General features: G+C 73.2%; 19 protein-coding genes. 6 read left to right on the forward strand and 13 right to left on the reverse strand.

The window, feature by feature from the left end; all coding sequences use genetic code 11:
* Positions 1 to 35: 35 nt before the first annotated feature.
* The 4 genes from ACQP03_RS32205 to ACQP03_RS32220 all read right to left on the reverse strand — a co-directional run bounded on the left by ACQP03_RS32205 (position 36) and on the right by ACQP03_RS32220 (position 3,057).
* Complete coding sequence (locus ACQP03_RS32205) at positions 36 to 518, reverse strand: SRPBCC family protein (RefSeq protein ID WP_357392304.1); 483 nt, start codon at positions 516 to 518, stop codon at positions 36 to 38.
* 111 nt (positions 519 to 629) lie between these two features.
* Entirely contained in the window at positions 630 to 839 is a 210-nt protein-coding gene (locus tag ACQP03_RS32210) for a DUF397 domain-containing protein (protein WP_357392303.1), read from the reverse strand.
* A 155-nt stretch (positions 840 to 994) separates the two neighbouring features.
* A complete protein-coding gene (gene fahA, locus ACQP03_RS32215) occupies positions 995 to 2,191 on the reverse strand; it encodes a fumarylacetoacetase (RefSeq protein WP_433459530.1) in 1,197 nt (398 codons plus the stop codon).
* Positions 2,188 to 3,057: a hypothetical protein gene (locus tag ACQP03_RS32220; RefSeq protein ID WP_433459532.1), complete on the reverse strand. Its 870-nt coding sequence runs from the start codon at positions 3,055 to 3,057 to the stop codon at positions 2,188 to 2,190. The genes fahA and ACQP03_RS32220 overlap by 4 nt, the downstream gene beginning before the upstream one ends.
* Before the next feature lie 94 nt (positions 3,058 to 3,151).
* Here ACQP03_RS32220 and ACQP03_RS32225 point away from each other — a divergent pair, with 94 nt between their 5' ends.
* Positions 3,152 to 4,318 carry a homogentisate 1,2-dioxygenase gene (locus tag ACQP03_RS32225; RefSeq protein ID WP_357172550.1) on the forward strand — a complete coding sequence of 389 codons (1,167 nt, stop codon included), beginning with the start codon at positions 3,152 to 3,154 and terminating at the stop codon, positions 4,316 to 4,318.
* Here the strand turns inward: ACQP03_RS32225 and ACQP03_RS32230 are convergent.
* The 4 genes from ACQP03_RS32230 to ACQP03_RS32245 are packed head-to-tail and all read right to left on the reverse strand — an operon-like array spanning position 4,315 to position 7,129.
* A complete protein-coding gene (locus ACQP03_RS32230) occupies positions 4,315 to 5,343 on the reverse strand; it encodes a tetratricopeptide repeat protein (RefSeq protein WP_433459534.1) in 1,029 nt (342 codons plus the stop codon). The genes ACQP03_RS32225 and ACQP03_RS32230 overlap by 4 nt on opposite strands.
* 10 nt (positions 5,344 to 5,353) lie before the next feature.
* Positions 5,354 to 5,839: a 2-C-methyl-D-erythritol 2,4-cyclodiphosphate synthase gene (ispF, locus tag ACQP03_RS32235; protein WP_357129236.1), complete on the reverse strand. Its 486-nt coding sequence runs from the start codon at positions 5,837 to 5,839 to the stop codon at positions 5,354 to 5,356.
* A gap of 52 nt (positions 5,840 to 5,891) precedes the next feature.
* Positions 5,892 to 6,587 (reverse strand): 2-C-methyl-D-erythritol 4-phosphate cytidylyltransferase, encoded by a 696-nt coding sequence (ispD, locus tag ACQP03_RS32240; protein WP_357128691.1) that lies wholly within the window; start codon positions 6,585 to 6,587, stop codon positions 5,892 to 5,894.
* A gap of 56 nt (positions 6,588 to 6,643) precedes the next feature.
* Entirely contained in the window at positions 6,644 to 7,129 is a 486-nt protein-coding gene (locus ACQP03_RS32245) for a CarD family transcriptional regulator (protein ID WP_007073334.1), read from the reverse strand.
* A 329-nt stretch (positions 7,130 to 7,458) separates the two neighbouring features.
* Here ACQP03_RS32245 and ACQP03_RS32250 point away from each other — a divergent pair, with 329 nt between their 5' ends.
* A complete protein-coding gene (locus tag ACQP03_RS32250; protein WP_357128688.1) occupies positions 7,459 to 8,136 on the forward strand; it encodes a hypothetical protein in 678 nt (225 codons plus the stop codon).
* A gap of 5 nt (positions 8,137 to 8,141) precedes the next feature.
* On the opposite strand, the gene ACQP03_RS32255 is transcribed toward ACQP03_RS32250, so the two are convergent.
* The 4 genes from ACQP03_RS32255 to ACQP03_RS32270 form a co-directional block, all read right to left on the reverse strand.
* Positions 8,142 to 8,783 (reverse strand): hypothetical protein, encoded by a 642-nt coding sequence (locus tag ACQP03_RS32255; protein ID WP_357172562.1) that lies wholly within the window; start codon positions 8,781 to 8,783, stop codon positions 8,142 to 8,144.
* A gap of 31 nt (positions 8,784 to 8,814) precedes the next feature.
* Positions 8,815 to 9,873: a type III polyketide synthase gene (locus ACQP03_RS32260; protein ID WP_433459538.1), complete on the reverse strand. Its 1,059-nt coding sequence runs from the start codon at positions 9,871 to 9,873 to the stop codon at positions 8,815 to 8,817.
* Positions 9,874 to 9,958: 85 nt separating this feature from the next.
* Entirely contained in the window at positions 9,959 to 11,125 is a 1,167-nt protein-coding gene (locus ACQP03_RS32265) for an acyl-CoA dehydrogenase family protein (RefSeq protein WP_357128679.1), read from the reverse strand.
* A gap of 41 nt (positions 11,126 to 11,166) precedes the next feature.
* On the reverse strand, positions 11,167 to 11,928 hold the full coding sequence (locus ACQP03_RS32270) for a class I SAM-dependent methyltransferase (protein WP_357128676.1): 762 nt from the start codon (positions 11,926 to 11,928) through the stop codon (positions 11,167 to 11,169).
* Between the two features lie 46 nt (positions 11,929 to 11,974).
* Between ACQP03_RS32270 and ACQP03_RS32275 the strand changes: the two genes are divergently transcribed.
* From ACQP03_RS32275 to disA, 4 genes are all read left to right on the forward strand, one after another.
* A complete protein-coding gene (locus tag ACQP03_RS32275) occupies positions 11,975 to 12,814 on the forward strand; it encodes a UbiA family prenyltransferase (RefSeq protein ID WP_357128673.1) in 840 nt (279 codons plus the stop codon).
* 138 nt (positions 12,815 to 12,952) lie between these two features.
* Positions 12,953 to 13,747, forward strand: coding sequence for a hypothetical protein (locus tag ACQP03_RS32280; protein ID WP_357172565.1), 795 nt, complete (start codon positions 12,953 to 12,955; stop codon positions 13,745 to 13,747).
* 85 nt (positions 13,748 to 13,832) lie between these two features.
* Positions 13,833 to 15,290: a DNA repair protein RadA gene (gene radA / locus ACQP03_RS32285; RefSeq protein ID WP_357128667.1), complete on the forward strand. Its 1,458-nt coding sequence runs from the start codon at positions 13,833 to 13,835 to the stop codon at positions 15,288 to 15,290.
* A 131-nt stretch (positions 15,291 to 15,421) separates the two neighbouring features.
* Positions 15,422 to 16,603, forward strand: coding sequence for a DNA integrity scanning diadenylate cyclase DisA (gene disA / locus ACQP03_RS32290; RefSeq protein ID WP_433459542.1), 1,182 nt, complete (start codon positions 15,422 to 15,424; stop codon positions 16,601 to 16,603).
* A 33-nt stretch (positions 16,604 to 16,636) separates the two neighbouring features.
* On the opposite strand, the gene ACQP03_RS32295 is transcribed toward disA, so the two are convergent.
* Positions 16,637 to 17,383, reverse strand: coding sequence for a hypothetical protein (locus tag ACQP03_RS32295; protein WP_357172568.1), 747 nt, complete (start codon positions 17,381 to 17,383; stop codon positions 16,637 to 16,639).
* Positions 17,384 to 17,391 lie beyond the last annotated feature (8 nt).

The following is a 17,391-nucleotide window of genomic DNA, read 5'->3' on the forward strand; positions in this document are numbered from 1 at the left end:
TCAGGTTGTACGGGTCAAGCTCCGGGCACGTGCGCTCAGGCCGCTTCGAGCGAGCCGGCGGCGCGAGCAGCGACGGCCAGGTCGGCGAGGTCACGCCGGAGCGCCACCTCGACCGCACGGGCGGCGAGGCCACCGAGCAGCAGGGCCACCACCCGCCCGTACGGATCGGTCGGCACCGCCTCCTGGGTGACGGTGACCGCGGTGCGCGGGCCGCGACGTCGCCGGGCCGGACGCAGACGCCAGGTGATCCGGTAGTCCGCACCGGCGCCGGAGGAGCAGAGCACCAGCCGCTGGGGTGCGAGCGCCTCCACCACCAGGAACTCCTCGGTGAGGGTGCCGCCGCCCGGCTGGGCGCGCTCGGCACGCCAGGCGGTGCCCGGCCCGAACGGGCCCGGGGTCAGCACCTCGACCGGGCCGGCCCCGGTCAGTCGGGCGGCCCGGTCGGACAGGTCGGTCAGCAGGCACCAGACATCGACGGCGTCCGCCTCGATGAAACCGGTAACCGCGACCGTCGACATGCCACCCTCCCGTGCCACCGACGGTACGCGCGGTGCGGGCCGGACGAGGCCCCCGGACGGAATTTCCACCACCCGGAGGCCACGTTGTCCGTTCCGCCGGTGCGACACCGCTCAGCGTTCGAAGCGACCGGACCTGATCGCCCCGACGAACGCTGTCCATCCCGGCGGGCTGACGGCCAGTGTGGGGCCGCTCTGGTCCTTGGAGTCGCGGACCGCGACCAGGCCGATCACGTCGACCAGGTTGTCCGCCACCTCCACGCAGAGTCCCTGGTCGTTGGACCGGCTGCTGGTGCGCCAGAGCGCTCCGTTGAGATCGTGCATCGTTGTTACCTCCGTGTGCGTCGGGACGCCCCACCACTGGACAGGGGGTGGCGGGGCGACTGATCCGCGTGATCAACGGGGTAACCGGGGGGTGGTTATCGCACAGACGGTGCGACCATGAGTCTCGTCGATGAGACGGCCCGGCGGCGGGTGCCTCAGCGGGCCGGCTGGACCGTTCCGGTGACCTCGCCCAGGGCGATGGTGGTGCCGTCCAACCCGGGCGCGGTGGCGGTGATGGTGACGGTGTCGCCGTCGGCGAGGAAGGTACGGCTCTCGGCGCCGACCTTGGCCGGCTCGGCCCCGCCCCAGGTCAGTTCCAGGAACGAGCCGACCTGGGAGCGCTCGGGGCCGGAGACGGTGCCCGAGGCGTACAGGTCGCCGGTGCGCAGGGACGCGCCGTTGACGGTCAGGTGCGCCAACTGCTGGGCCGGCGTCCAGTACATGCCGGCGAACGGCGGTTCGCTGACCCGTTCGCCGTTCCACTCGACCGACAGCCGCAGGTCGAGCCCCAGGTGCGGGACGTCGCGCAGGTAGTCGACGACCGGCGGGTCCTGATCCGGAGCCGGCACGAAGGCGTCGGCCAACGCTTCCAACGGCGTCACCCAGGCCGAGACCGAGGTGGCGAAGGACTTGCCGAGGAACGGGCCGAGCGGCTGATACTCCCAGGCCTGGATATCGCGGGCCGACCAGTCGTTGACCAGCACCACCCCGAAGACGTGATCGGCGAAGTCCGCCACCGGGACCCGGTCGCCCAATGCGCTGGGCACACCCACCACGAAGCCGACCTCGGCCTCGATGTCGAGGCGTACCGACGGGCCGGTCACCGGACCCTCGGCGGACGCCCGCTGCCCGGTGGGCCGGACCACCGGCGTGCCGGAGACCACGACGGTCCCGGCGCGGCCGTGGTAGCCGATCGGCAGGTGCTTCCAGTTCGGCAGCAGCGGCGGCTGACCCGGGCGGAAGATCTGCCCGACGTTCGACGCGTGGTGCTCCGAGGAGTAGAAGTCGACGTAGTCGGCCACCTCGAAGGGGAGCAGCATCTCCACGTCGGCCAGGGGCACCAGCAGCGGCTCGACCGCCGGCCGGTGCGCCGGGTCGGTGAGCAGCTCCACGATCCGCTGGCGGACCGCCGTCCACTGCGGACGCCCGAGCGCCATGAAGTCGTTGAGGGTGGGCCGGCCCAGCGCGCCGGCGGCCAGCACCAGCCCGGCGGCCTCCGCCCCGGTCAGGTCGAACACCCACGAGGAGATGCGTACGCCGATCCGCGGCCCGTCCCCGCCGGAGGAGAACACCCCGTACGGCAGGTTCGTCACGCCGTACGGCGAACCGTCAACGCCGCTCACCCAGGTCATGCGTCGTAGCCCCCGTTCACCAGCCCCAGCCGGATCAGATCGGTAAGTGGTTCCAGGATGCTGCACGAGCCGAAGCCGACCCAGAGCGGGCGCGGCGCGTCCAGCCGTCCGTTGACGCGTTCGAGCAGCGGACGTGGATCGAGGGCGGCCAGCAGCTCGGCGATCACGCGCACGCTCTCCCCGTCGGCGGCGGCGAGCGTCGCGGCCAGCACGTTGGCGTAGCCGTGGTGGGTGAACCCGGTCTCCGGGTCGAGGTGCCGCACCGCCTGGTGCAGTCCGGCGGTGAGCTTGAACGGCAGCGCGCGGTCGCGGCAGGCGCAGAGCACCGCCGCCAGCTCGGCCGGGGTGGGGAACAGTTCGGCGGCGAGGCCGCCGGTGCGGAACTTGGCGGCGATCGGCACGCCGTCGGCGCGGGCGGTGGCGAGGGCGTCCAGGGCGCCCATCAGGCCGAAGGTCAGCGGCAGCTCGGCGTAGACGGCCTCGACGCCCGGCAGGGTCTCGGTCAGCCGCAGCAGTTCGGCGACGCCGGGTAGCGGGTCCTCGCCCCGCTTGGCGACGGCCACCTCCACCTGGCGGGCCGTGACGCCGTCGGGTGGCAGGAACGAGAGCGCGAAGGGCAGGCGGGCGATCCCGGTGTCACCGATCAGCCCGATTACCAGGCCCTCACGCTGGTCGACGAGACCGCTCAGGTTGCCGGTCACGACGGTCGAGGCGGGGACGAGCAGCGGGCCGACCAGATCCGCGTACCAGGCGGCGCGGTGCTGGCGGTGCGCCTTCAGAGCGTCGGGCAGCGTGGCGCTGCCCGGAGGGAAGACGGCGGCGTCGTCCACCAGGCCGTCGAGGAGCGCGGGCACCTGCGTTGACACGGAACAAGAATCTACGGGACGCTACAAGGAACGGACAACAGCGTCCGATTATCGGACGCCTTCGGCCGGTGAACGGGATATATCGGGAGGCGAGATGCCGTACTACCGCAGCGTCGGCGAGGTGCCGCGCAAGCGCCACACCCAGTTCCGCCAGCCCGACGGCAGCCTCTACGCCGAAGAGCTGATGGGGCAGGAGGGCTTCTCCTCCGACTCGTCCCTGCTCTACCACCGGCACGCGCCCACCGCGATCCTGGCCGCCGACGTGTTCACCCCGCCCGCGTTCACCCGGACGGCGAACCTGCCGCTCAAGCCCCGCCACCTGCGCACCCACAAGCTCGACGCCGGCGATGCCGACCCGATCCTCGGCCGGCAGTACCTGCTCGCCAACGACGACGTCCGCATCGGGTACGTCCTCGCCGACCGGCCCTCCCCGCTGTTCCGCGACGCCACCGGCGACCACTGCCTGTACGTCGAGGCCGGCACGATGCGGGTCGAGTCGCCGTTCGGGGCCCTGGACGCGGTCGCCGGCGACTACGTCGTCATCCCCACCTCGACCATCCACCGGCTGGTCCCCACCGGTGACGTGCCCGTCCGGCTGCTCGCCGTCGAGGCGTCCGGGCACATCGGTCCGCCCAAGCGCTACCTCTCCGTACGCGGGCAGTTCCTGGAGCACTCGCCGTACTGCGAACGAGACGTCCGCGGCCCCGACATGCCCCTACTCGTGGACGGCGAGGAGGTCGAGGTTCTGGTCCGGCACCGTCGCGGCTGGACCCGCCACGTCTACGCCAACCACCCGTTCGACGTGGTCGGCTGGGACGGGCACCTCTACCCGTGGGCGTTCTCCATCCACGACTTCGAGCCGATCACCGGCCGCATCCACCAGCCCCCGCCGGTGCACCAGACCTTCCAGGGCCCGAACTTCGTCATCTGCTCCTTCGTGCCCCGCAAGGTCGACTACCACCCGCAGTCGATCCCGGTGCCGTACAACCACCACAACGTCGACTCCGACGAGATGCTCTTCTACACCGGCGGCAACTACGAGGCCCGGCGCGGCTCCGGCATCGAGCAGGGCTCGATCTCGCTGCACCCCTCCGGGTTCACCCACGGGCCCCAGCCGGGCGCCGCCGAACGCTCCATCGGCGCGGACTACTTCGACGAGCTGGCCGTCATGGTCGACACCTTCCGCCCCCTCGACCTCTGCGACGCGGCACGCGCCTGCGAAGACGAGGGGTACGCCTGGACGTGGGCGCGCCGCCCCTAGCGGACGGTTGTTCTGGTGAAGGCGGCGAACTCGGCTATCACCGTGGCGAGGATGGCGAGCACCAGCGGCCACGGCGAGCCGACCATGGCGTACACGAGTAGCAGCAGCGGCGCGGCCGCCACCGCGTAGATCGCCAGGGCCATCGTCCGGTCGGCGTGCAGCATGGCCGGCAGGACGGTCCGGGTGAACCCCGGAAGCCGGGCCGCGAGCTGCCACACCACGACACCGCCGGTCAGGGCGGCGAGCACCGCCAGGACCCGGGAGAACCCGTCGTTCGCCGACGCCGCGAACGCGACCACCACCGCGGCGACCAGTGACCAGCCCGCGCCGTAGAACACCAGGCGGTGCAGGCCGTACGCGAGGGTCCGTGGGGAGTCGATCCGGCTCGGGCCGAACGTCACCATCTCGGCCATCTGCTCCAGCGCCGCAGACCAGCGGCGCTGCTCCAGGCGCAGAACGCCGACGTCGTGCCCGACCTCGGCGAGGCGGGGATCGAGCCGCAGCGCCTCCCGGTAGGCCCGCTCGGCCAGGTCGAACAGCTCCAGCCGGGCCGCGACCAGGCTGAGCACCAGGTGCGCCGGCGGCTCCTGGGGGGCCAGCTCGACCCCACGCCAGGCCGCGTTCAGCGCCGGCTGGCCGTTGCGCGCGTCGGCCAGGATCGCCGCGGCGCTGCGCTGGGCGTACGCGTCGGCCGGCCCGAGCGCCAGCAGCCGGTCGGCGGTGGCGGCCGCGTCGGCGTACCGCCCCAGATCGGCCAGCGCCATCGCCCGCACGACGAGCGCCGGCGGGGCGTCCGGTGCGGCGGCAACGGCCGAGTCGGCGGCGGCGAGCGCGTCGGCCGGCCGGTCGGCGGCGAGATGCACCCGGGCCAGCATGGTGAGGGCGTCCGGGTCGGCGGGCTTCAGCGCGAGCCCCTCGGTCAACTCGCCGGCCGCCTCGTCGTGCCGGCCCAACTCGGCGAGGAGCTGGGCGCGTTCGAGGTAGCCGTCGGCGGCGAACCGGTCGGGGGCGGGATCGGTGGACATCGCGGCGAGCCTAGGCGGCCGGGGCGTCGTACACCAGCGCGACGGCGACGCCCGCCAGACCTTCCTCACGGCCGGCGAAGCCGAGCCCGTCGGTGGTCGCGGCGGAGACGGTCACGGGTGCGCCGACGGCCTCGGAGAGCACCCGCTGAGCCTCATCCCGCCGACGGCCGATCTTGGGCCGGTTGCCGATGACCTGCACGGACACGTTGCCGATCGCCAGGCCGGCGGACCGCACCCGGCGGGCCGTCTCGGCCAGCAGCGCCACGCCGGACGCCCCCGCCCACTCGGGCTGGTCCACCCCGAAGGCCGAGCCGAGATCACCGAGCCCGGCGGCGGAGAGCAGCGCGTTGCAGGCGGCGTGGGCGGCGACGTCCGCGTCCGAGTGCCCGGCGAGACCGTCCTGGTCGGGCCAGAGCAGGCCGGCAACCCAGCAGGGTCGGCCGGGCTCGAACGCGTGCACATCGGTGCCGATGGCCACCCGAGGAACGATCATGATCCGAGACTACGCGTAGAACGAAGGTGCGGTCCCGCCGTGCGGTCGCGAGGCGTCAGTCGCTGGCGGCGAGCAGGTGCTCCGCCAGTGCCAGGTCGAACGGACGGGTGATCTTCAGCGCGTACTCCGAGCCGGGCACGCAGGCCACCGCCACACCCTGCTTCTCGACCAGGCCGGCGTCGTCGGTGAGCGGATCACCCGCGGCGGCGTGCGCGGCGGCCAGCACGGACCGGCGGAAGCCCTGCGGGGTCTGCACGGCGCGCAGGGCGGACCGGTCGACGGTGCCCAGCACCACCTCGTCGGGGCCGACCTCCTTGATGGTGTCGACGACCGGCAGGACCGGGATCACCGCCGGCTGGCCGCCCCGGACCGCGGCGGCGACCGATTCGACCAGCTCGGGTGGGGTCAACGCGCGGGCGGCGTCGTGCACCAGGACGATTGTCGGGCCGGCCGGCACGGCCGCGAGCGCGGCGGCGACGGAGGCCTGTCGTTCGGCGCCACCGGCCACCACGGTCACCGGCGCCACCGAGGCCAGCAACTCACGGACACCCGCCACCTCGGCCGCCGGTGCGGCCACCACGATCGTGTGGACCGACGGTGCGGCGGCGAGCCGGCGCACGGCGTGCACCAGCAGCGGTTCTCCGGCGAGCAGGCGCAACGCCTTGGGTCGACCGGGACCGAGGCGTACGCCGGCACCGGCCGCAGGCACGAGGACCGCGACGTCACCGCGCGGGTTGAGCTGCGCGGTCACGTCGCGGTCCTCGGTGGTTTCTTCGCTACGAAGTGGGTACGACGATGCTGTGCGGACTAGGCCTCGGTGAGGACCTTGTCGAGCAGCGTCTCCGCCTCGTCCTTGGTGCTCTTCTCAGCCAGCGCGACCTCGCCGACGAGAATGTCGCGGGCCTTGGCCAGCATCCGCTTCTCGCCTGCGGAGAGGCCCCGCTCCCGCTCCCGACGCCACAGGTCACGCACGACCTCGGCGACCTTCAGCGGGTTGCCGGAGGCCAGCTTTTCCAGGTTGGCCTTGTAACGCCGCGACCAGTTGGTCGGCTCCTCGGTGTGCGGAGCCCGGAGAACGTCGAAGACCTTACCGAGGCCCTCTTCGCCGACCACCTCGCGAACGCCCACGATCTCGGCGTTCTCAGCCGGCACCCGGACCGTCAGGTCACCCTGCGCGACCCTCAGGACGAGATATTGCTTGGGCTCGCCCTTGATGACCCGAGTCTCGATTGCCTCGATGAGTGCGGCCCCGTGGTGGGGGTAAACAACGGTCTCGCCGACACTGAAAACCATAGGTTCGAAACCCCTTTCGCTGTGTCTAGGGTAACACGCTCAGGCAACGATGTCTCACCGATGTCCTGACCGTTGGCGCAGCTCAGGGGCCCTGTGAGAGGTCTTTCTTCAGCTTGACAGGCGGTCAAACCGATGGTTCAAACACGCTCCGTGACGATCGGATGACTTCCCGATACGAGTGAACAGAACGTCGAGATCAAGGGCTATGCGCTCCTCCCATGGTATCCCGGCGTGCGGGACCGCGCCCAGATGTAGCGGGACGTGCCCCCGGTGCGGGACCCTGGAGTCCGAGCCACACTCCGCTCTCGAGACGCTTCCTGGGGGGTCCGATGGGCAAGCCGGACGCAGAGGGCCACGGGCCATCCGACGGCCTGCCCGACCTACCACCCGAGTGGGGCCGCATCGTCGTCCCCGACGACGCCTCCGCCCTCGCCAGCGAGGCCGCCCAGGTACGTCGTGAGCTGCGCCGGGCCACCGGCCGGTACGCCGGACGCCGGGCACTCGCCCTGCCGCTGCTCGTCCTGGTGGTGGCGGTGCTCACCACTCTGACCGGCCTGCTCGCCGTGACCTGGCCCCGCGCCGGCCGGAGCACCGACCGGCCCACTCCGGCGCCCTCCCCACCACCCGTTTCGCTCACCGGTCAGGCGCTGCCCGCGCTGGACCTGGTCGACGCCGGGCAGGCGCCCGTTCCGCTCCGCGGCCTGTTACCCGCCATGATCATCCTCGTGGACGACTGTGGCTGCCCCGACGTCGTCACCGAGGCCGTGGCGGCGGCGCCCACCGGCGTCACGGTGGTCACCGTGACCGAGGGCCGGGCTGTCGCCACCGCACCACCCGTCGACGGCGTCCGCGCGCTGGCCGACCCCGCCGGCGGTCTGCGCTCGTTCCTGGGCCCCGGTGCCGCCAACGCGCTGCTGGTCGGCCGCACCGGCGTGGTGACCCGGGTGCTGCCCGGCGTCGGGCCCGTCGACGCGTACCAGGACGACCTGACCGCCCTGGCCCGCTGAACGGCCTACGACGGGGGCAGCGCGACGAGCTGCGCCTCGACGTCGATGGGCTGGTCGCCGACGGCCGACAGCGACACCCGGAACGGCCCGCCGCCGGGCAGCAGCCGGGCGGACGCGAGCGTGCCGTCGCAGTCGATGCGCGGCGGGCCGGCGATCTCGGCCCCGGTGCTCGTCACCGCCAGCGTGCCCGGTCGGGTGCACCGGTACTGGAGCAGGAAGCGGGAACCGTCGTCGGACGCCTGCCGGGTCCGCTCCTCGCCGGGCGCCAACTCCCGCTGCTCCCGCCAGATCGTGTTGCGGAACGAGGGCAGGTCACTCCCGGGGACGAGAATCCCCACATCGCCGTCGACGTCGGCGGTCGCGCCCGTCTCCGCGTCGATCGCGATTCGCGAGTTGCCGCCCACCCGGACGGCCTCGCCGGTCTCCGGGTCGATCCGAACCGTCACGCCCCGTTCCCCGGGTTCGATGCGGGTCAGGATGCGCTCCAGTTCGGTGCTGACGCTGGGCGCGACCACCGGTGAGCTCACCGGCCCGGCCACCGGGGCGGGCGCGGCGGCATGCCACCACCAGCCGCCCACCGCGAGCGCGGCCAGGGCCGCACCGACCAGCACCGCCGACCGCAACCGGTCGTCCGCCCCCGCATCCATGGAACGAGCGTACCGGTCGGGTCGCTGGCGTTCACTCCTGTCGATCGAGCAGGACGGCGTACAGGGTGAGGCCGGGACCGAACGCCAGCATGACCACCCGCCGGGGCGGCGGCGTGGACCGACCCAACCGGTCCAGGATCAGCAGCACCGTCGGCGAGGAGCAGTTGCCGTGCTCGTCCAGCGTCGCCCGGGACGCCGCCAACGCCTCCGGCGGCAGGGCCAACTCCCGCTCGACCACGTTGAGGATCCGCGGCCCGCCCGGGTGCACGGCCCAACCGTCCACGTCGGAGATGGTGCCGCCGTGCCGGGCCAGCAGGTCGTCGACCAGGCCGCGCACGTGCCGGGAGAGGACCTGCGGCACCTTCGACGACAGCCCCATCCGAAAGCCCGCGTCCGTGACGTCCCAGGTCATGTGGTCGGCCGTCGAGGTGTCGGTGACCGAGGCGACCTCGCGCAACGCGTACCCCCGGCCGCCGGGCACCACCACGGCGGCGACGGCGGCGTCCGAGAAGAGCGCGTGCGAGATGATCTGCTGGGTGTCGACCCGGGCCGTGGACGGCTGGATGTGCAGGCTGGTCAGCTCCGCGCAGAGCAGCAACGCCGGCCGGCCCCGGGCGGTGACGAAGTCACTCGCCGCGCCCAACCCCGGAAGCGCCGCGTAGCAGCCCATGTGGCCGACGAACATGCGCTGGGTGTCCGCCGCCATGCCCAGGTCACGGGCGAGCAGGATGTCCAGCCCCGGGGTGGCGTACCCGGTGCAGGAGCAGACGATGAACATCCCGACGTCGCCGGCGTCCAGACCGGCGGCGGTCAACGCGCGCCCCACCGCCTCCTTGCCCAGCGGCAGCGCCTCCACCTGGTAGCGACGCATCCGGCGCTCGGTCGGCCAGTCCGAGACGTCCTCGAGCAACGGGTTGACCGCGGCCTGCCGTCGGGTCACCCCCGAGTTCGCGAAGATCCGTTCGGCCAACGCCCGGGTGCTGCCGGAGAAGTGCCGGGAGAAGAAGCCCTCCCACAGCTCGTCCTGCGAAGCGGACGGCGGCTGCGCTGTCCCGAGCCCCGCGATCACTGGTACGGACACGATCCCCACCTCTCGTCAAACGCTGTCCTCCCCCTGGCCGTCCCTCCGGCCACCTCGGCCGGCCGCACCCTCGTACGTTTCCCGCGACACCCGCTCACCAACGCGGTGCCGATCCGTCGCGGTCCGGGTCCCCGCCCAGCGCGGCGATGCCCAGCCAGTCGGCGCAGACGTCCGACGTGGCCGGGTGCAGTGAGCCGCAACGGGCATCCCGGTAGAGCCGCTCCAACGGGTGGCCACGTCGGGTCGCCGACGTGCCGGCCGCCTCCAGCATCGACGCCGCCACCTCGGCGGCCGTCGTCCCGGCCAGCAGCTTCGCCCGCCACACCCAGCGGTTGGTCTCCGCGTCACCCGGCGCGTCGTCCACCCGGCGGGCCGCCTCGGCCACCGCCAGCTCGGCGGCAGCCGTCGCCGCGTCCGCCCGGCCCAGCCGCGAGCGCACCGCCGGCAGACCGGCCAGGTTGCGGGCGTTGAGGTGCTCGGCCGCCGCGTCGATGGCGGCCCGCGCCACCCCCACGTAGACGGCCGCGTAGCTGGCCACCAGCCAGTGCGGCATGAGCTGGGCGATCACGAGGGCCAACCCCTCCACCCCACCGAGCAGCCGGTCGCCCGGCACGGTGACGTCCAGATGCAGGTCGTGCGACGAGGTGGCCCGCATGCCGAGGGCGTCCCAGGTCGGCTCGACGCTCAAACCGTCGCCGGCCGGCACCAGGAACTGCGACACCGTCGACTGGTCGGTGGCGCTGCGCGCGGCCACCAGGTAGCCGTCGGCGTGCCCGGCCCCGGAACAGAAGGTCTTGCTGCCCTTGAGGTGCCAACCGCCGTCGGTCGGCTCGTAGACCGTGCTCAACTGCGAGAGGCGCGCGCCGGTGCCCCGCTCGCTCATCGCGACGCCGTACCAGGCGCCCTGGGCAGCGGCGGTGAGCAGCCGGTCCCGGGCGGCCAGCGCCTCGTCCGACACGCCCAGAGCCTCGGCCAACTCCTCGGTGACCGCGCCCAGCGCGCCGGTCACCGACGCGTGCATGTTGAACACCAGCGCCGTCGCGCCGTTGCCCCGGGCCAGCTCGGTGGCGACCGCGGTGTAATCCGCGAAGCTCGCGCCCAGGCCACCGAGAGCGCGCGGCACCATCAACCCGAAGAGGCCGGCCTCCCGCAGGTCACGGAAGTCCTCGGCCGGGAAGGAGCCGTCCCGGTCGTGCTCCGCCGCCCGCGCGGCGAACCGCGGCGTCAATCGGCGGGCCGCCTCAAGCGCGTGCACCGTCATATCGCTCCCTCCTCGGCGTCCCATACCCCGCCACGAGCCGACTATCCTCTGCGGACCCCCTGGCCCTGGTAGAGCACGGCGGTGGACCGGGTCGGCACGATGCGCGGGGCACGACCGGTCAACGGCACACCCGGCGTCCGTGCCGCGCGGGCCCGCCGCACCAGCCAGGCGAGCAGCCCCCCGACCTGCGGTCGGATCCCACGTAGGCGCAGCTCGACGCCGTGCCGGGCGCACTCGGCCACCAGCGCCCGCGCGTCCACGAACAACCGTGGATCGTGGATGCCACGCGGCACCGTCGGCAGCCGCTCGGCGATCCGCACCGCGACCAGCCGGGCCAGCGCCGTGTCGTTGAGCGTGTCCAGCACGAGCAGGCCGCCCGGGCGCAGCAGGCGGCACGCCTCGGCCACCGCCCGCGGCCAGTCCGGCACGTGTTCCAGCAGCTCGCCGGCGGAGACCACGTCGGCGCACCCGTCGGGCAGCGGCACCGCCGTGGCGTCACCCTGCACCACCCGTACGCCGTGCCCGGCGGCCTGGACCAGCGCCGAACGGGTCAGGTCCACCCCGACGTGCCGGTAGCCCTTGCCGGCCAGGTGCGGCGCGAGCAGACCGGCGCCGCAGCCCAGATCGACCAGGACCGCGCCCGGACTCCTCGTCGGCGGTACGAGCGCCGCGCGGGCCTCGGCCAGCCAGTGCAGCATCGCGAACGCGCCATCCGGCCGCCACCACTCACCGGCCAGGTCGTCGTACTGGCGCGGATCGTTGCGCGGCAGCACCCGCTGGGCGGTCGACGCCACGTCTCGCATGGCTCCGAGCGTGGCACGACTGCTCGGTAACGACCAGACTTCCCTTATGTCGTCGAGGGTGTTAGGGCTGGTCAGGGCGAGCCATCCGGAACCGGCCGCCGCGGTGACCACAGTGTCCGGTCTGCTGGCCTGGGGAGTGGGCCACCGGCCCTGGGGAATCGCCTCCGTGGTGCTCGCCGTACTCGCCAGCCAACTCGCGGTTGGCTGGACCAACGACGCGTTGGACGCCGAGCGGGATGCCACGGTGGGGCGTACCGACAAGCCGGTCGCCGCCGGCGCGGTGGGCCGGCGTGTCACGGCCTGGGCCGCCGCGGTGGCCGCGGTGGCCTGCCCGCTGCTGGCGCTGACCACGAACCCCCGGGCGGCGCTCTGGCTCACGGTCGCCCTGGTCTCCGCGCTGCTCTACGACTGGCCGCTCAAGGCCACCGTCTTCTCGGTCCTGCCGTACGCCGTCTCCTTCGGCGCGCTGCCCGGCTTCGTGGTGCTGGCGCTGCCCGGCGAACCGACCCCACCGCTCTGGCTGCTGACGGCGGCGGCCTGCCTCGGCGCCGGCGCGCACTTCGCCAACGTGCTGCCCGACCTCGCCGACGACGCCCGCACGGGTGTACGCGGCCTGCCGCACCGCCTCGGCGCGGCGGGCAGTCGGGCGGCCGCGGCCGGACTGCTCCTCGCCGCGACCGCCGTCCTGGTCCTGGGACCACCCGGACCGCCGTCGGTCCTCGGGCTCGCGGCGGTCGGCACGGCCGCCGTCGTGCCGCCACTGAGTTGGTACGCCGGGCGCTCGGCGGCCCGCGCGGGCCGGCGGCCGGTGGCTGCCTTCCGGGCGGTGATGCTGGTGGCCCTCATCGACGTCGCGCTGCTGGTGGCGAGCGGTCGGGTGGTGTGACGGCACCCGGCGGGGTGGCATTGCCGGGTCCCCGTGCGGGCCTCGATCAGCTCCAACTACCCTGGAGCGCGGTCTGCGCGGGTATGGCCACCTCCCCCGGCGTGCGCCCGGGTGGGGATCGTAACGAGGAGGACCGACGTGACGCGCTCGATCAACCGATCCCGGCGGGCGGCCCTGCTGCTGTCCGGAGTCGCGGCGGCCACCAGCCTGCTCGCGTCCGGATGCGGCGCTGGCCAGATCGCCGAGACGGCTTTGAAGGAGCCGTCCGTCCAGGGCGTCAACCTCACGACCCCCAACGGCGCCTACTCGGTGCGTGGCCTGCTGGTCACCTACCCCGGCACCGAGGGTTACCGGGCCGGCCAGGACGCCCCGCTCAACGCGGTGATCTACAACGACTCGAAGAGCACCGTGACGGTCACCGTCACCACGCAGAGCGCCCGCGAGGTGCTGATCTCGGGTGGCTCGGCCAGCCCGACGCCGTCCGCCTCGGAGTCGGCCTCGGCCAGCCCGTCGGGCTCGGCCACCCCGTCGGGCTCGGCCAGCCCGTCGACCACCGAGTCCGGCTCGGCCAGCCCGTCCGCGACCCCGTCCGAGACCGGTTCGTCGTCGGCGACCCCGTCCGCACCGGAGTCGGCGCGGGCGTCGGGTTCGGCCAGCGCTGCCGCGCCGGGCCAGCCCGCCCGCATCGAACTGGCCCCGCTGAGCTACCTCCAGCTCAACTCGGAGTCCACCTCGCAGCTGCGGCTGGTCGGTCTGACCGAGGCGCTGCGCTCCGGCCAGAACGTCGTCGTGACCTTCGACTTCGGCAACGGCAACACGGTCACCGGCCCCGCGCCGATCGCGGTGCCGCTCACCCCGGCGGCCCCCGCCTCGCCGATCATCGAGCGCGAGGGCGGCTACGAGGGCAACGAGGGTGGCACCACCCACGAGTGAGCCCGATCCTCAACTACGGAACACCCCGGCGTGGGAACCACCACGCCGGGGTGTTTTCGTCGTACGAGGCGGCTAGCGTCCTGATGTGACCACCTCCCGATCGACCTCCGGCCGTGGCGGCGCGGCAGGTGCGCCCCGCGCCCGGTCCGCCACCCGCGAACCGCGCCCGGCGTACGAGTGCGACGCCTGCGGGCACCAGCCGCCCAAGTGGGTGGGTCGCTGCCCGGAGTGCGGCGAGTGGGGCTCGGTGGTCGAGTCGACGGTGACCGGGCCGACCGTCTCCGGTCGGGTGGTCAGTTCGCGGATGCCGGCCGAGCCGGCCCGGCCGATCGCCACCATCAGCGCGGCTCCGGCCCGCGCCCGGCCGACCGGGGTGAGCGAGCTGGACCGGGTGCTCGGTGGCGGCCTGGTCCCCGGGGCGGTCGTGCTGCTCGCCGGCGAGCCCGGCGTGGGCAAGTCGACCCTCCTGCTCGACGTGGCGCAGCAGTGGGCGGTGGGCGCCGGCAGCCCGTCCCTGGTGGTCAGCGGGGAAGAATCGGTCAGTCAGGTCCGGCTGCGCGCCGAGCGGATGGGCACCCTGCACGAGCAGCTCTACCTGGCGGCCGAGAGCGACCTGGCGTCGGTGCTCGGGCACCTCGACGCGGTCAAGCCGGGCCTGCTGGTGCTCGACTCGGTGCAGACCATCTCGACCACCGGCACCGAGGGTGTGCCGGGCGGCGTGACCCAGGTCCGGGCGGTCACCGCCGCACTGGTCTCGGTCGCCAAGGAGCGGGGCATCGCGACCGTGCTGGTCGGGCACGTCACCAAGGACGGTCAGGTGGCCGGGCCGCGCGTGCTGGAGCACCTGGTCGACGTGGTGCTGCACTTCGAGGGCGACAAACACTCCTCGCTACGGCTCGTGCGCGGCGTCAAGAACCGGTTCGGGGCGGCCGACGAGGTGGGCTGCTTCGAGATGCACGAGGGCGGCATCAGCAGCCTGGCCGACCCGTCCGGGCTGTTCCTCACCCGCTACTCCGAACCGGTGCCCGGCACCTGCGTGACCGTGGCGATGGAGGGGCGGCGGGCACTGGTCACGGAGGTACAGGCCCTGATCGGCGCGACGGTGGCCGGCTCTCCCCGCCGTACCGTCTCGGGCCTCGACTCGGCCCGCCTGGCCATGGTGCTCGCGGTCCTGCAACGGCGTACGGAGCGGTTGACCCTGCACGACCGGGAGGTGTTCGCGGCCACCGTCGGCGGCATCCGGGTGGTGGAGCCGGCAGCCGACCTGGCCGTCGCGTTGGCGGTCGCCTCCGGCGGGCTCAACCTGGCGATCGCGCCGCATCTCGTCGCGATCGGCGAGGTGGGGTTGACCGGCGAGGTGCGCCGGGTCGGTGCGGTGCCGCGCCGGCTGGCGGAGGCCGCCCGCCTGGGGTTCAAGGTGGCGCTGGTTCCGCCGGGTTGTGGCCCGGCGAGCACCGGTGCGGGGCCGGATCAGATGCGGGTGACCGAGGTCACTGACGTGCGCTCAGCCCTGCACCATGCGGCCCGCGCGTCCGCCGAGTGACTCAGCGTGCCGACGCCAACGGCGATAACGGACAGCATCGCCGCAAGTGGAAACGGTTCGAAGGGCGGCATCGTGACACATCACAGTAACCACGACAGCACCCACCGCACGGCAGTCCGTAGACTGTGCCCGTGCCGATCGACCGCGATACCACCAAGCCTGCCGGAGCGCCGCCCCAGGCCCGCACCGGCACCGTGGGCTCGCCGGCCCGCCCGATCAGCGTGAGCGTGACCGCCGCTGCCGGGGGTGCCGGCGATCCGCTGCGGGCGAATCTCGCCCTGATGGCACCCGGCACCGCGCTGCGCGACGGGTTGGAGCGCATCCTGCGGGGTCGCACCGGCGCGCTCATCGTGCTCGGCTACGACAAGGTCGTCGAGGGCCTCTGCACCGGCGGCTTCCCGCTGGACGTCGAGTTCTCCGCGACCCGGGTCCGCGAGCTGTGCAAGATGGACGGCGCCGTGGTGCTGTCCAGTGACGGCACCCGCATCGTCCGGGCGGCCGTGCACCTGATGCCCGACCCGTCCATCCCGACGGAGGAATCGGGCACCCGGCACCGCACCGCCGAACGGGTCGCCCGGCAGACCGGCTACCCGGTGATCTCGGTCAGCCAGTCGATGCGGATCATCAGCCTCTACGTCAACGGTCAGCGGCACGTCCTCGACGACTCGGCCGCGATCCTCTCCCGGGCCAACCAGGCGCTGGCCACCCTTGAGCGCTACAAGCTGCGGCTGGACGAGGTCTCCGGCACGCTCTCCGCGCTCGAGATCGAAGACCTGGTCACGGTGCGGGACGCGGTGGCGGTGGTGCAGCGGCTGGAGATGGTCCGCCGGATCGCCGACGAGATCGCCGGTTACGTCGTCGAGCTGGGCACCGACGGTCGACTGCTCGCTCTCCAGCTCGACGAGCTGATGGCCGGCGTCGACGCCGACCGCACGCTTGTCATCCGGGACTACCTGCCCGTCGGCCGTAAGCCCCGCACCCTGGACGAGGCGCTGGTGGAGCTGGATCTGCTGGGCGCCACCGAGCTGATCGACCTGGTGTCGGTCGCCAAGGCGATCGGCTACCCGGCCGCATCGGACGCGCTGGATGCCGCCGTCAGCCCGCGGGGCTTCCGGCTGCTGGCCAAGGTTCCGCGCCTGCCGGTGGCCGTGGTCGACCGTCTGGTGCTGCACTTCGGCAGCCTGCAGCGGCTGCTGGGCGCGACCGTGGAGGACCTGCAGGCCGTCGAGGGTGTGGGCGACGCCCGCGCCCGGGGCGTCCGCGAGGGCCTGTCCCGGCTCGCCGAGGCATCCATCCTTGAGCGGTACGTCTGATCCGCCGCCGATCCGGCTGGCCGGAGTGCCGACTCAGCCGGTGATCGTGATCTTCGCGGGCTCGCTGTACTTGGTGCCGACCCGGGCGAACACCTGGTACGTCCCCGCCGGCGCGAACGGCCCCGCGGCCAGACCCGCGCCGTCGCACCGGCTGGTGTCCCGTCCGTTCCAGCCCACCTGGTAGGAGCGCTCGAACCCGGGCGTGAACGACTGCACATCCGAGCCCTGGACCTTGCCGCAGGTGTCGGACGACCACACCTTCTCGGCGCCCGCCTTGATGAAGATCTCCTGGAGGTCGGCGCCGACGTTACGGCTGCACGTACGCTGCGAGGTGTTCTTGATCTTCAGTTGGAGGTCGACCACCGCGCCGCGCTGTGCCGAACTGGGCCGCGCCGCCGACGTCACGCTGATCTCCGCGTCGGTGCAGGTGCCGTCGTCGACCGACCCGGCGGCCGAGTCCGGCGGTGGGTCATTGGTGGTGGCTCCGCGGCCGGGGTCCGTGGCGTTCGTGGCATCCGGACCGGCGGATTGCTCCGTGGCACTCGGCGCCGCCGACCCGGACGCTGAGGGAGCCCCCGACTGCGGGGTCAGCACCGGCCCCACCGCCCCCGGGCTTGACGTCGGAGTCGGCGTCGAGCCGGCCCGTGGGTGACCGCCGGAGCGACCCGAGCCGGTGCAGGAGTAGAGCACGACAATCAGGAAAAGCAGCACCGCTCCGAATACGACGGCGCGACGCCGCCAGTACACGGCGGGTGGCAGGGGGCCGACCGTCAGACGCATGATGCCCC

This window comes from Micromonospora sp. CA-248212 (assembly GCF_050948405.1).
GTDB lineage: Bacteria > Actinomycetota > Actinomycetes > Mycobacteriales > Micromonosporaceae > Micromonospora.